Origin of the sequence: Streptomyces sp. NPDC058678 (assembly GCF_042714835.1) — a bacterium.
GTDB lineage: Bacteria > Actinomycetota > Actinomycetes > Streptomycetales > Streptomycetaceae > Streptomyces.
The window spans coordinates 1-13,230 of record NZ_JBHXSG010000063.1 but is presented as its reverse complement, the minus strand read 5'-3'; the positions used below and the strand labels follow the sequence as shown (position 1 = coordinate 13,230).

Annotated in this window: 14 protein-coding genes and 3 pseudogenes; 6 read left to right on the top strand and 11 right to left on the bottom strand. The window is 68.1% G+C overall.

Going from position 1 to position 13,230, the window contains the following annotated elements; translation table 11 throughout:
* Window positions 1-13 precede the first annotated feature (13 nt).
* The 3 genes from ACFWWR_RS38540 to ACFWWR_RS38530 are packed head-to-tail and all read right to left on the bottom strand — an operon-like array spanning window position 14 to window position 3,227.
* Entirely contained in the window at window positions 14-847 is an 834-nt protein-coding gene (locus ACFWWR_RS38540; protein WP_383872753.1) for a carbohydrate ABC transporter permease, read from the bottom strand.
* A complete protein-coding gene (locus ACFWWR_RS38535; RefSeq protein WP_383872750.1) occupies window positions 844-1,914 on the bottom strand; it encodes a carbohydrate ABC transporter permease in 1,071 nt (356 codons plus the stop codon). Before ACFWWR_RS38535 ends, ACFWWR_RS38540 begins: the two co-directional genes overlap by 4 nt.
* A gap of 11 nt (window positions 1,915-1,925) precedes the next feature.
* Window positions 1,926-3,227 carry an ABC transporter substrate-binding protein gene (locus ACFWWR_RS38530; RefSeq protein ID WP_383872747.1) on the bottom strand — a complete coding sequence of 434 codons (1,302 nt, stop codon included), beginning with the start codon at window positions 3,225-3,227 and terminating at the stop codon, window positions 1,926-1,928.
* Between the two features lie 320 nt (window positions 3,228-3,547).
* On the opposite strand from ACFWWR_RS38530, the gene ACFWWR_RS38525 reads away from it, so the two are divergent.
* From ACFWWR_RS38525 to ACFWWR_RS38515, 3 genes and pseudogenes are all read left to right on the top strand, one after another.
* The gene (locus ACFWWR_RS38525) at window positions 3,548-4,618 is read left to right on the top strand and encodes a LacI family DNA-binding transcriptional regulator (protein ID WP_383872745.1); all 1,071 of its coding nucleotides are present in this window, start codon (window positions 3,548-3,550) and stop codon (window positions 4,616-4,618) included.
* A 37-nt stretch (window positions 4,619-4,655) separates the two neighbouring features.
* Window positions 4,656-5,041, top strand: a pseudogene (locus tag ACFWWR_RS38520) (transposase); the annotation flags it as partial.
* Window positions 5,042-5,068: 27 nt separating this feature from the next.
* Window positions 5,069-5,401: pseudogene (locus ACFWWR_RS38515) on the top strand (transposase); the annotation flags it as partial.
* 213 nt (window positions 5,402-5,614) lie between these two features.
* Here ACFWWR_RS38515 and ACFWWR_RS38510 read toward each other — a convergent pair.
* Both ACFWWR_RS38510 and ACFWWR_RS38505 read right to left on the bottom strand, forming a co-directional pair.
* Window positions 5,615-6,793, bottom strand: coding sequence for an IS481 family transposase (locus ACFWWR_RS38510; protein WP_384308301.1), 1,179 nt, complete (start codon window positions 6,791-6,793; stop codon window positions 5,615-5,617).
* Window positions 6,794-6,861: 68 nt separating this feature from the next.
* Window positions 6,862-7,407, bottom strand: coding sequence for an RBBP9/YdeN family alpha/beta hydrolase (locus ACFWWR_RS38505; RefSeq protein WP_383872740.1), 546 nt, complete (start codon window positions 7,405-7,407; stop codon window positions 6,862-6,864).
* A 122-nt stretch (window positions 7,408-7,529) separates the two neighbouring features.
* Between ACFWWR_RS38505 and ACFWWR_RS38500 the strand changes: the two genes are divergently transcribed.
* Together ACFWWR_RS38500 and istA are read left to right on the top strand one after the other, a co-directional pair.
* A complete protein-coding gene (locus ACFWWR_RS38500) occupies window positions 7,530-7,985 on the top strand; it encodes an Lrp/AsnC family transcriptional regulator (RefSeq protein ID WP_384308299.1) in 456 nt (151 codons plus the stop codon).
* A gap of 265 nt (window positions 7,986-8,250) precedes the next feature.
* A pseudogene (gene istA, locus ACFWWR_RS38495) lies at window positions 8,251-9,438 on the top strand (IS21 family transposase); the annotation flags it as partial.
* Window positions 9,439-9,574: 136 nt separating this feature from the next.
* Here the strand turns inward: istA and ACFWWR_RS38490 are convergent.
* The 6 genes from ACFWWR_RS38490 to ACFWWR_RS38465 form a co-directional block, all read right to left on the bottom strand.
* The gene (locus ACFWWR_RS38490) at window positions 9,575-9,778 is read right to left on the bottom strand and encodes a cold-shock protein (protein WP_020120296.1); all 204 of its coding nucleotides are present in this window, start codon (window positions 9,776-9,778) and stop codon (window positions 9,575-9,577) included.
* A 717-nt stretch (window positions 9,779-10,495) separates the two neighbouring features.
* A complete protein-coding gene (locus tag ACFWWR_RS38485; RefSeq protein WP_383872733.1) occupies window positions 10,496-10,870 on the bottom strand; it encodes an ArsR/SmtB family transcription factor in 375 nt (124 codons plus the stop codon).
* A gap of 31 nt (window positions 10,871-10,901) precedes the next feature.
* The gene (locus ACFWWR_RS38480; protein WP_383872847.1) at window positions 10,902-11,219 is read right to left on the bottom strand and encodes a (2Fe-2S) ferredoxin domain-containing protein; all 318 of its coding nucleotides are present in this window, start codon (window positions 11,217-11,219) and stop codon (window positions 10,902-10,904) included.
* A 138-nt stretch (window positions 11,220-11,357) separates the two neighbouring features.
* On the bottom strand, window positions 11,358-12,227 hold the full coding sequence (locus ACFWWR_RS38475) for a WD40 repeat domain-containing protein (protein ID WP_384308297.1): 870 nt from the start codon (window positions 12,225-12,227) through the stop codon (window positions 11,358-11,360).
* Between the two features lie 172 nt (window positions 12,228-12,399).
* Window positions 12,400-12,690 (bottom strand): hypothetical protein, encoded by a 291-nt coding sequence (locus tag ACFWWR_RS38470; protein ID WP_384308294.1) that lies wholly within the window; start codon window positions 12,688-12,690, stop codon window positions 12,400-12,402.
* Window positions 12,630-12,857 (bottom strand): hypothetical protein, encoded by a 228-nt coding sequence (locus ACFWWR_RS38465; protein ID WP_384308352.1) that lies wholly within the window; start codon window positions 12,855-12,857, stop codon window positions 12,630-12,632. Before ACFWWR_RS38465 ends, ACFWWR_RS38470 begins: the two co-directional genes overlap by 61 nt.
* Before the next feature lie 116 nt (window positions 12,858-12,973).
* Between ACFWWR_RS38465 and ACFWWR_RS38460 the strand changes: the two genes are divergently transcribed.
* On the top strand, window positions 12,974-13,230 hold a 257-nt coding region (locus ACFWWR_RS38460), incomplete at its 3' end, for a helix-turn-helix domain-containing protein (RefSeq protein ID WP_384308291.1).

Below are 13,230 nucleotides of genomic sequence, written 5' to 3'. Positions count from 1 at the left end.
GACGGCAGGGTGTCTACTTGGCCGCACCCGCGGTGAGTCCGGAGACGATGCGGCGCTGGAAGACGAGCACCAGGATCACCAGGGGGATGGTGACCAGGACGCCCGCCGCCATCTGGCTGCCGTACGGGGTCTGGTACGTCGTGGCACCGCTGAACTTGGAGATGGCGACCGTCGCGGTCTGCATGCTGGGCTTGTTGGTCATCGACAGGGCGATGAGGAACTCGTTCCAGGCTGCGATGAAGGTGATGATCGCGGTGGTGAAGATGCCGGGTGCGGCGAGCGGGATGATGACCTTGCGGAACGCCTGGCCGCGGGTGCAGCCGTCGACCATCGCGGCGTGCTCCAGTTCGTCCGGCATCTGCCGGAAGAACGTGGTCAGGTTCCACACCGCGAGCGGCAGCGTGAAGGACATGCTGGGCACGATCATGGCCTGGTAGGTGTTGATCCAGCCGATGTTCGTGAACAGCTTCAGCAGCGGAACCACGATGGACACCGTCGGGAACATCGAGGTGGCGATGATCAGCGTGAGGACCAGCCGCTTGAACGGGAAGTCCAGCCGGGCCATCGCGTACGCGGTGAACGTGGCCAGCAGCAGTGCCAGCGTGGTGGTGATGCCTGCGACGATCAGGCTGTTGAGCAGCGCGCGCGAGAACCCCTGGGACGGGCTGAAGACCGACCGGTAGTTCTCGAACGACACCGCATGGGGCAGCAGCGAGGTGCTGAAGATGTCCGCGGTGCTCCGCAGACTGGAGACCAGCATCCAGTAGAAGGGGGCCAGACAGTAGGACACCACGGCGGCGATGCCCAAGTAGGGCAGCCACTGGCGCCATTTGGCCGTGCTGGTCATGCCGTCACCTCCGCACGACGCGGCGTCACGCCGTCCCGGCGCTTGCTCCGGCCCGCGCGCCTGCTCTTGCCGGCGAAGTCGCCGACCAGGTCGGCCCCCAGCAGCCGGACGAAGGCGAACGCGATCAGGAAGACGTAGAGGAAGAGGATCACCGCGTAGGCGGCGGCCGGCCCGTACCGGACGTTGGAGGCCTCGTTCTGCGCGAGCATTGAGAGCGTCTCCACCGAGCCCTTCTGCGCGCCGATGAGGATGTAGGGCAGGTCGAACATCCGCAGCGCGTCCAGGCACCGGAACAGCACCGCCACCAGTAGCGCGGGTTTGACCAGTGGCAGGGTGATGCGCCAGAACTGCTGGAGAGCGCTCGCCCCGTCGAGCCGGGCCGCCTCGTAGACCTCCTTCGGGATCACCTGCAGGCCGGCCAGGACCAGCAGCCCGATGAAGGGGGCGGTCTTCCACACGTCGGCGATGATGACCGCGATCTTGGCCGAGAAGCCGTCGGCGGTCCACAGGACCTGGTGTCCGATGAGGACGTTGGCGATGCCGTCGGCGTTGAAGATCCATTTCCACAGCAGGCCGGAGATGGCCGTGGGGATCGCCCAGGGCACGAGGATGCTGGCCCGCACCACGGACCGGCCCCGGAACGCCCTGGTCATGATCAGCGCCATGGCCACGCCGATCACCGTCTCCAGTGACACCGTGACGACGGTGAAGAGCGTGGTGTTCCAGAAGGCGTTCCAGAAACGGCCCCCGGCCTGGGTGAAGATGGCGGTGTAGTTCTGCAACCCCACGAACGGCTCGGTGGTGTTGAACAAGCCGGTCTTCGGGTCCAGTCCCATCGGCCCGTACAGGGACTCGTTCAGCGCCATGATCGTCGGATAGATCACGACGATCGTCAGCACCAGGAGCGTCGGGGAGACCAGCAGCGCCGCCATCCTCCCCGCGCCCGCTGTGGCACGGGGCCGCCGGCCCCGGAGGTTCGGCAGCGCGGAGGGCCGCCCGGGGCGGTGGTCTGCCGCCGCCCCGGGCTCCCGCACCGCGCTTCCGGGCGGACTCTTCGTGTCGGACATGAGCCGGGTCCTCACTGCGCGGTGAGCTTCTGCAGGTTCGCCTGCAGGTTCTTCAGCGCCTGCGAGCTGCTCTCCTTGCCGGTGATCGCGGCGTAGACCTCCTGCTGGATCGCGGCCGTCACATCGCCGTACTGCACGACCCGCGGGCGCGGCACGGCGTGCGTGATGGACGCCTTGAGGTCGGGCAGGTACGGGTACTGCTTGTCCAGCGACGCGTCGGTGTACAGGTCCGCGTACGGCGAGGCGAGCGAGGCCTTCTTGAGGAAGTAGGTGGAGCTCTCCTCGTTGGTGAAGAACTTGATGAAGTCCACGGCCGTGGCCTTGTTCTTCGCGAAGGATGACAGGGCCAGGTTGGAACCGCCCAGGCTGGAGGTGCCGGGCCCGTTCAGGCCGGGTAGCGGCGCGACCGCGAACTTGCCCGCGATCTTGCTCTTCTCCGCCAGGGAGTACACATACGGCCAGTTGTTCAGGAAGACGAGCTTTCCGGCCTGGAACGCCTGACGGCCGTCCTCCTCCTGGTAGGTGATGGCCTCCTTCGGGATCGTCCCGTCCTTGAAGGACTTGACGAGGAAGTCCAGGCCCTTCTTCGCCTGCGGGGTGTCGACGTCCGGCTTGCCGTTGGCGTCGGTGATGACACCGCCCGCGGAGTTCACGGCCTCGGCGAAGTTCACCGTCAGGCCCTCGTACTTCTGGAACTGCCCGGCGTAGCAGGACATGTTCTTGGCCTCGGGCAGCTTCTTCACCTTGGCGCAGTCGGCTGTCATCTCGGCCCAGGTGGACGGGGGCTGGGTGATGCCGGCCTTCTTCAGCAGGTCGGTGCGGTAGAAGAGCAGCTCACCGTTCGAACTGGCCGGTATCGCGTACTGCTTGCCGCGGTACTGCCCCGTCTGAACCACCGGCTTCAGCATCTTCTGCAGGGGGAACTGGTTCGCGGGCAGGGGCTCGATCCACTGGTGGGCGGCGAACTCCGACGTCCACACGACGTCGGTGGCGAGCACGGTGTAGGCGTCGGACTTCGTCTCCGCGTTCTGGATCATCTGCTGCCGCTGCGAGTCGGCGTCGGTCGGCAGCTGGATGAAGGTGACCTTCTCCTTCGGGTGCAGCTTGTTCCAGCGGTTGAGGATCGTCTGGACGGTGCCGGTGGTGTCCTTGCCGGCCACGTAGGTAATGGGCCCACGGCCCTTGAAGGACGTGCTCTGGGCGGGCGCGGCGGAACTGCTGCCGCCGGACGAGCCGCAGGCGGTGAGCAGCAGCCCGGCGGCGACGAGCGTTGCCGAGCACTGAAGGACTCTGGTCGTCCTGATCTTGTTCACGGGTCTCTCTCCTGGTCGTGCGGAACCGGAGCCGCGACAGTGTTGTCACGGGCTTCTCTGGAAGAAAGCGCAGGTCAAAGCCATGGCAGATGACCTCACGGGGGCGACTTCGACTCGGCCGTGGCAACGTTTGCATGACAGGCGTGCAACCTGGGGAAAACAATCCGCAAATTCCCGGTAATGCGGGCGGCAATTGGCTGAATGCTGTGCCCGTTATGCGGCACTTACTTACCTTTGGCGGTTTCACGTCCGGGCCCGGCGCGTGACAGCGCTGTCACGCTGAGCCTCCCAGAGGTACCCGGCCGTGTTAACGTCCGCTCATGCCTCCAGCTCAACGGCATCCCACGATGACCGACGTCGCCGAACGGGCCGGTGTCTCCCCGTCCACCGTCTCCCGCACCCTGCGCGGCCTGCCGACCGTCTCACCGGAGGTCCGCGCCAGGGTCGAACAAGCCGCCCGTGAGCTGAACTTCGCGGTCTCGCGGCAGGCCGCGAGCCTGGTCACGGGAAGAACCGGGGTCGTGGCGGTGCTCGTGCCCACGCTCACTTCGTGGTTCATGGGCTCGGCGCTGTCCAGCCTGGGCCCGCTGCTGCGCGCGGCCGACATGCAACTGGCCGTATACGTCATCCCTGACCTCACCGAGCGCGCCTCGTTCTTCGAGCATCTCCCGGCCCGCCGCAACGCCGACGCGCTGCTCGTGTTCTCCTTCGACCTCACCGACGAGGAGAGTGCGCGGCTGGACGACCTCGGGATGCCGGTCATCTACGTCAGCCAGCACGTCGAGGGCCGCCCCAGTGTGTACGTCGACGACGTGGCCGGTGCCTGCGACGGCACCCGGCACCTCCTCAACCTCGGGCACCGCCGGATCGCCTTTGTGACGACGGTGGGCGCCAGCGGCTTCACCTTCAGCTCGCACGAGCGGTTGCTCGGCTATCGCCAGGCGCTCACGGAGGCGGGCATCTCCCCGGCCGACGACCTGGTGGTCACGGCACAGGCCCAGGACAGGCGCGCCACGCTGGAGGCGGTCGGTAAGCTGCTGAGCCTGCGGGAACCGCCCACCGCCATCTTCGCCGAACAGGACGAACTGGCCGTCTCCGTCCTCTCGACCCTGCGCAGGACGCGGATCGAGGTACCCGGGCGGATGTCGGTGCTCGGCTTCGACGACCAGCCACTGGCCGAGTGGTGCGACCTGTCAACGGTGGCGCAACTGCCGTCGGAGATAGGGCGCGTGGCCGGCGAGCTGGCCCTGAAGCTCATCAACGACTCAGACGCGGACCACATGCGGCACGTCATCCTGCCCACCCACCTGATCCCGCGGGCCACGACGGCTCCGCCATCAGCCCCTCAGCAGCAGGAGGACGGCGGCCGCGGCGAACGGCGGCACGGGTGACGGGCCGTTAGGGCGCGTATCGGGTCGTTATGCGCAGCTGACCGATGTGGAGTGGGAGTTCATCGAGCCGTACTGCCGATCGGCGAGTATGGCCCGTACCCCGAGCGGTTGCGCAAGCAGTTCGAGGGCGTGGTCTGGCGGTTCAGGACCGGCGGGCAGTGGCGGGAGATGCCGCAGGAATTCGGTGCCTGGTCGACGGTGTCCAATCGTTTCCGGCAGTGGCGTGACGTCGGCGTGTTCGAGGCCCTGCTGGAGGGCCTGATCGCGGAGGCCGCGAAGCGGGGTGAGGTGGATCTGTCGCTGGTCAGTATCGACTCCACCACCGTGCGGGCCCATCACGATGCCGCCGGGATGCACACGAGCCAGGATGTGCTCGCCGCTTTGGAGAAGGCTGCCGCCGAAGAGGAGGAGACCAGGTCCAAGGGGGCGGTCGCGAGGCGTCCGGACACGGCCGTCGCTTTGCTGATCACGGTGGGGGACAACCCGGAGCGCCTGGATAGTGAGGCGTCCTTCGCCGCGCTGTGCGGGGTCAGTCCCGTCGAGCGCTCCTCGGGACGCCGGCAGTACCGTCGCCTCAACCGTGGTGGCGACCGTCAGGCCAATGCCGCGCTCCATCGCATTGTGTTCACCCGTCTGCGGGTCGACCCGCGCACCCAGGACTACTACGAGCGCCGGATCAAAGAGGGCAAGACCCGTCGCGAAATCGTCCGTTGCCTCAAGCGCTATGCGGCCCGGGAGGTCTTCCACCTGGTCAAACAGCTACAGCCAGGACCCCGCTCATAGGGGCTGTGACACGTGAGGACCCCCGTCGGCTTGCTCCGGCGAGGGTCCTGCGTAGACGGGACCGCGTCCGCACGCCGATGGCAGCCGAGGCGCGGGCATGCGCGCATGGTCTCGTCCTGCGGGTTCCAGGAAGGAACCGGTGTCCCGAGACGAGGGTGCTCTTTCGGAGGGGGACAGCGGCTCAGAAGAGAACGCTGGAACTGCCGGGCGATCTCATTTGGCTGAGCAGGGTGACCACGCCGACCACGGTCGCGCCCACGCCGGTCGCCGTTCGCCGCCTGACGTCGCCGCCGCGCCGACGGCGGGAGATGGTGTCAGGAGCTTGCACGGCCGGGTTCGGAGAAGATGTTTGTTCGGGCGTGATTGGTGCAGACGATGAGCTGACACAGCCTTTATGTAGGAGGCCAAGACGTTGGTTACGCCTATTCGGAGCCGGTCTGCTGGCGGTTGGCCTCCGGTAGCACTGTGGGGCCGGTGGTAGTTGTAGTGGATGTTCCAGACCTTGAGGGCCTCGGTGCGCTGCTGCTCTGAGAGCCAGGTGCGGGCGTAGAGGAACTCCTCGGCGAGGATCCGGTTGTACCGCTCCACCTTGCCGTTGTGGCGTGGTGTGTAGGGCGCGGTTCGTTGATGCCGGGATCCGAGTAGTGCGCGGGCGAAGGCGTCGGCTCGGTAGCAGGCGCCGTTGTCGGTGACGATGCGTTCGATGCGGGTGATGCCGTGGGTGGCGTACCACGCGTGGGCGCGGTGGAGGAATCCGACGGCGGTCGCGGCCTTTTCGTCTGGCAGGGCTTCTGTGTAGGCGAGGCGGCTGTAGCCGTCGACCGCGGAGTGCAGATAGACATAGCCGCCGCGTTCTGTCTTCTTCTTGCGCCGATCGACAGCTTTGGCTTGTCCGCTGCCCCGCCCGTGAGCGCGCCAGCCGCCGCCGTCGGGGATGCGGCCGACTTTCTTGACGTCGATGTGGACCATGTGCCCGGGGCGGCGGGCGGTGATCTTCCGTGGTGCGCGGTTGGTCTCGCCGTTGGGGTCGATGAACCGGCGCCGGTTCAGGCCCAGGCTTACGAGGAGGCGGGACACGGTGCGGCGACTGATGGTGATGCCGCCGTTGTTGAGTTCGAACGCGATCCTCGCAGCCGACCACTTTCGGGTGCGGCGGAGGTCCTCAATGCGGGCAACGACGTCGGCATCAGTTGTTGTGGGTTGCCGGTGGGGCGCTGAAGAGCGGTCCAAGAGGCCGAGGTCGCCATGGCGGCGGAAGCGGTTGACCCACTTCGACGCGCACGCGCGAGAGATTCCCATCTCTGCGGCGACGTGGGCGATCGGGCGGTTCCGGCAGCGGTCGATCAGACGGCGCCACCCTTCAGGAGACCGCGGGGCATTGCGATGCGACATGCACGGGCTTTCTGAGCAGGGTGAGGGCAGGCGTCGACGCGGAGGGCCTCCGTGTCGGATCGGTCATCTCAGCGGTCGACGAGCGTGCGAAGGAGTTCCAGGCCCGCCTGCCAGTCACCGAGGTCGCTGTCGGAATTAATGTGGCCGTGGCCTGCGATGAGATGGCCTTCCGCCTGCCACTCGTGTGCGAAGGAGGCGGACGTCGTCGGGTCGCAGTAGGGGTCGTCGTTGCTGGCCACCATCAGGCTCGGGCACGGCAAAGGGCGAGCGGACAGGCCCAGGAACGTCGATGCGGCCTCACGGGGGAACGCCGGTCCCTGGGGATTGGGAGGTGCGACCAGGAACGCCGCCAGCGTGTCGGGTCGTGCCTGCTCCAGCCAGTGCGCAGCTGCCCAGCAGCCAAGGCTGTGGGCCACCAACGCCACCTGGTTATCACGCCGGGAAGCGATCTCGTAGGCAGCCTGGATTGCGGCAACCCAGTCCGACAGGTCCGGCCTGCTCCACGAGGCCGGTGCGATCCGGACCGCTGAGGGCCCCCATCGCTTCTCCCACAAGCTCTGCCAGTGCCGCTCATCCGAACCGTCAATCCCAGGAATGATGACGTACGCGACCATGGCCTACCGCCCTTCCAATCGTGCCCACGCACATCGCGGGGGCACCCTGGGGCGATTCTCGATGGATCAGCGGCAACGATCGGGCTCAGCAAGTGATCTCAAAGAAAGTGGGGGTGACAACGATGGAATCACTCGACGAGATCGACCGTGCCATCTTGGAACTGCTCCAGACCGACGGCCGGCTCACCGGAGCCGAAGTCGGACGCCGCGTCGGGCTGTCCCAGCCGGCAGCCAGCGCCCGCATCCAACGCCTGGAGAAGAACGGGATCATCACCAGCTACCGTGCCGTCGTCGCCCCAGCCGCAGTCGGATTGAACATCCACGCCATCGTCCGGCTACGCACCACCCACGCGCAGCTGTCCCAAGCACTCACCCTTGCCACCAAGACACCCGAGATCGTCTCGACCCTCCGCGTGACTGGCGAGGACTGCCTGCTGCTCGACGTGCACTGTTCTCACGCCGAACGCCTTGAACAGGTCGTAGACTCCCTCGCCCGTTACGGACCGGTCACCACCTCACTCGTCCTGCGCAGCTACCCGCCCAAATCGTTGCCCACGGCACCGTCAACAACGTCCTGACCAGCAACAGCTAGGGACCGGCCCGCCCGACGCACTGGGCGCCGGCAGTGTGCGTACGCGGGGCGAAGTCGGCGTCGCTCGCGGCGCTGCCAGCCGGCGGCGCCACCCCGCACGTCGGCACCGTGCCCACCCCGACTGTCGGCGTACATGTGAACGTGAACGTGCACCACCTCGTACGAATGAGACCGCACCGTTGTTGATGCACGGAGGGGTAGGAGCCGGAAGTCTGCTGCCGTCGGTTCGGGATCGGGGAGGGCGGCTGACGGTGGTGCTGGACCCGCATCGGTGGCTGGAGCTGAGGCGATTTCGCGGTCTCTACGAATCCGGCGCGATGAGCCTGCGGGAGATCGCGAAGGAGACTGGGCTGAACCGGCGCACGGTCACCAAGTACCTGTCGGGTGAGGTTCCGGTCGCGCCGCCGAAGAGGGCCGCGAACGGCCAGCCGCGGCGGCGGGTGGTGGACGAGGTCGCGCCGCTGATCGATGCCATGCTGAAGGCCGAGATCCTCCTCAAAGGGCCGTGATCCACGAGCGGCTGGTGGCCGAGTACGGGTTCACCGGCACCTATCAGCGCGTGAAACTCTACTTGCAGGAGGCCCGACCCAGGATCGCGGAGGAACTCGGGATCAGTCCGGGTGAGCTGGCCGGTCTTCACCGCCAGTTCGAGGTGGTACCCGGGGCTCAGGCCCAGGTGGACTGGGGCGACGAGGGCAAGATTCTGGCACATGTCGGGATCCCGAAGGTCTACTCCTTCCATATGACCTTGCCCTACTCGCGGGACCCGTTCTGCTGCTTCACCACCAGCCAGGGCCTGGCCACGTTCTTCGACTGCCACCGTCAGTCGTTCGCCCCACTTTGGCGGTGTCCCGATGTCGATCGTCTACGACCGCACCAAGACCGTCGTCCGCCGCCACATCGCACCAGGCGAGGCTGTCCCGCTGCATCCGGAGGCAGTCGCGTTCGCCGGCCATTACGACTTCGATGTGGACGTGCTAGCCGCCTACCGTCCTCAGGGCAAGGGCCGGGTCGAGCGGCAGGTCGGCATCGTCTGCGACCATGTCCTGGCCGGTCGGGCCTTCTCCTCGGTCGAGGAGATGAACGCCGCCTTCACTGCCTGAGTCCCTCTGCGGCGGGCGAAGGTCCACGGCACCCACGGCGAGGTCATCGGCCTGCGGGCGGTCCGCGACCACATGGCTCTGCGTCCGCTGCCGGCCACCCCCTACGTGGTCGCCCAGCGATATCTCCGCTACGTCGGCAAGGACTGCCTTGTTGCCGTCGAGGCGAACCTCTACTCGGTGCCGGCGATGCGGGTTCGTCCGCGCCAGCTGGTCGAGATCAGGGCCACGAAATCCCAGGTCACGCTCCACTCCACGACACCCGACCACCAGGGCTCAGGGCGTGCCCACCTGCGGGTTCATCTCTCTGATGCGGGTAGCAGGCGTGGTGCTCGCATCTGCAGTCTTAGCGGGCCCGAGCCGTACCCGGCGACGGCCCAGGCTCGGCCTGGGACACCGGCCTGCTGTCCGGATACAGCAGGCGGAAAGGCCCGGTGGCCTCAAGTCGGTATGCCGGGCCTTGCCGCAGCGGCGATCAGACAGGACGAATGTTCTCCGCCTGCGGGCCCTTCTGGCCCTGGGTGACGTCGAACTCGACCTTCTGGCCCTCCTGCAGCTCGCGGAAACCCTGGGCGGCGATGTTGGAGTAGTGGGCGAAGACGTCGGGGCCGCCGCCCTCCTGCTCGATGAAGCCGAAGCCCTTCTCGCTGTTGAACCACTTGACCGTGCCCTTGGCCATGACTGTCTCCTTCGAGGGAAACCGGGCCCGCACCCTGCGTGCCCGGGAGGTGATCGCCCTGGTCCGGAGAGGCGCTGAAACGCAAGAACGCCCGTGATGGCGATCACAGGCGAACGGGACTTCGGAACCACGACTGCTGGCTCACGACGCTACACCCGCGGCGTGGCAGCCGCTATCAAGACGGCGCCAGTGCCGGTGTGCTTCCAGGCATCGGCCGCCTCAGGCGGAACCTCACTGAATGCACACGGGACGGTCGCCTTGCGGCTGCCTGCACACCGCCTTGCCCTGGAACTTCTCGCGGCTACCGTCCGGTGGCCGCCTCCAGCGCCGTCCTGACCGGACAGCCCCTGCCGCAGGACTGCGGTGCCACGGAGTATGCGTCGGCAACGTCGTCTTCGTCCACCTCGACGACGGGCCGACTGCCGCGGCCATGCCGTCCTCGATCGTGTACATCACCGGTACGACGCCGGTTGCCGGCGGTGCGCGGTCTCGCTCACGGGGTTTCTCCTGTCTGGCATGTGTGTGACTGGCATGCACGTCTGTTCGGCGTGCGTCGTCTGCGCTACGGCTCCGTCGCGCTGCCTCAGGTCGACTCTGTCCAATTTAATGAAAATTGTTTTCAAGTGTGCGGTGCCTAGTCCCGTATGGCGCGCGTCAGTTGCCGCGCTGGAGCGATGCTGAGCGTCCCAGTCGCCAACCGGAGCACTCCGGGGTGGTTCAGTGGGGGTCGCGCAGGCCGAGGCGGAGGTGCTCGATGTGGTGGACGGCCTGGTCGAGGAGTTGGGCGACGTGGTCGTCGTAGAGGCGGTAGACGATGCGTCGGCCGTCGCGTTCTCCGGTGACCAGGCCCAGGGCGCGCAGGAGCCGAAGTTGATGGGAGACGGCGGACTGTTCCATGCCGACGGCGGCTGCCAGGGCGCCGACCGGGTATGGGGCGTGCCGCAGGGTGGTGAGGATCCGCAGCCGGGATGGTGTGGCCAGGGCCTGGAGGGTGGCGGCGACGGAGGTGGCGGTGGCCTCGTCGAGGCGGGCGGCCGCGAAGATGCCGCGGCCGCCCGTTCCTGCTCCGCTGCCGGGTTCAGCGGCGTGCACGGGTCCTCGTCTCACGGGGTGGGCGGACGAACTAAAGCTTCAGGGCGGACGGGGGTTGGGCGAGGCCGGGTCCACCCGCGGTGACCCAGGCGATCAGATCGTCGGTGCAGTCGTCGTCCAGGGCGAAGCCGATCCAGGTGGCCCGGCCGCCGGCCCTGCGGCCGGCGGTGGAGGGCCGGACGACGATGACGTTGGCCTGGTCGCACGGGCCGAGGCAGTCCGATGTACGGACGGCGAGGCAGCCCGCGGAGTCGGCGGCCACCGCGCGCAGGCGGTCGAGCTGCCAGGCGTGGTCGGCGCCTGGGTGCTTGCGTGGGTTGCCGCAGCAGCAGCCGCGGCAGACGACCAGTGTGCAAGGGCGGTTGCCGCGCCGATCGGCACCGTACGGCCGGCGGTGGTGGCGATCGGTGTCGTACGGCGGTTCACAGCGTTGTCCGCGAGGGCAGGCCGTAGGCCCGGACGCGGCCGTCGCGGTAGGCGGTGATCATCAGGTGCGGTCCGGCCCAGGCCAGCGCGCCGACTGCGGCGCCCGTGTCGTCCAGGGTGCGCACCGGTCGCAGCCGGTTGGCGGGCTGTCCGGCGGTGGGTACCAGAGGGCGACCGTTCCGTCGTGGCCGCCGCTGGCGAGGTGTCCGGCGGGACCGGGCCGCCAGGCGAGCGCGGTGATCGTCTCGTGGCAGCGCAGCTGGCGCGGTGCGGTGCCGGCGGGGCCCTTTCCGGAGAAGTCCCAGACCGTCAGGTCCGGCGCCCCGTCGGCGGTGAGCCAGAAGCCGGTGTCGTCGAAGTCGAGGCGGGAGACCTTCTCCGGGTAGCCGGACATGGTCAGTTCGCTGCCGTCGCGGGTGCGCCAGATGTGGATGGAGGCGTCCTGGTTGCCGCTGCAGATCCACTTCTCGGTCGGGGCGACGGCGAGCGCGAGGTGTGAGCCGATGTAGGGGTAGGTGACCACGGGCTGGGCGGTGTGGCGCTCGTGGCCGCGTACGGCCCCGGCCGCGGCCAGCCGTCGCCCCCGGCGCAGCCAGGCGAGGTCGGTGACGGTGGACGCGGCGGGCTCCGTACGCCACAACTCCTCGCTGTCCGCGTCGAGTACGAGCGCCACGCGTCCGGAGGCGACCGCGACCCGCTCGTCGTTGGCCCAGGCGGCGGAGGAGGACCAGGCGCCGGACTCGCGGACGACGGTGCGGCCGTCCGTGCGCCGCCACAGCGCGTACCCCATGGGTCCGGTGACCGCCAAGTGTCGTGCTGGCGAGGGAAGTTGGACCTTCAGGGCGCCGCCGGGCAGCTCGAGTTCTTCCATTTCGGCGCCCATGGCGGCATCGAGGACGCGTACCGTGCCCTCGGCTCCGGCGACGGCCACGAGGTCGCCGCGGGCGCTGAGGGCGACGGGTGCGTCGTCGATGGTGATCTCCCAGGCGACGGTCAGGGCCTGGTCGGGTGCGGTGATGTTCAGAGCAGGGTTGTCTTGCCGGAGCCGAGGAAGCCGGTCAGGACGGTGACGGGGACGCGGCCGTCCACAGGGGTGGGCTGGGTCATGCGGGTCGGGCTCCTTCGGGTGCGGTGGTGAGCAGGGCGGCCTTGAGGTCGTCCTCGGTGATCTGCTCGGCGGGTTGGTGCAGGGTCCAGCGGCGGGGCGGCCCGTTCATGGGGAGGGCGGCGACGACCGTTTCCAGGGGCGGGCAGCCCGGTTCGGTGCAGGCGAGCTGGCGGATCACGACGGCGGTGTCCTCGTCGAGGTCCAGCAGGGTGCGTACGGCCTCCTTCAGCTCGCGCAGCCGTGGGCTCGGTGTCGCGGGGCTTCCGGGGCCAAATCCCAGTGGCATGGCGGCAGTTCTCCTTCGTCTGTGGTGGGCTGACAGCCGGCGCAGACGCCGGTGAGTTCGACGGTGTGCTCCACCGCCGCGAATCCGGAGTCGGCGGCGATGCGTTCGGCCCACTCCTCGACGACCTCGGAGTCCACCGGCCGGCTGCTGCCGCAGGCGCGGCAGATCAGGTAGTGGCGGTGGCTGTCGTCGGGCCGCCACCGCTTACTGACTTCGGCGTTTCGGGGTCTGGATCTGTGTCGGGACCGATGACGCGGTCCGTTTGGGCTGGTACGCCGGAGGCATGCGGTATCCGGACGGGGGCGGGCTGCCCGCCGAGCAGCGCAGGCGCCGGGAAGAGGTGCGGATGCGGGCCGTTGACCTCTTCGAGGAAGGCGTGGAAGTCCCCTGCATCGCCCGGGAGTTACGGGTGAGTGAGAAGTCGGTCTACCAGTGGCGCCGCACCTGGAGGACGGGCGGACGCGAGGCGCTGCGTTCCAGAGGCCCCTCCGGCTACGACTGCCGGCTCGGCCCTCGCCTGCAGGCCAAGCTCGCGATGTG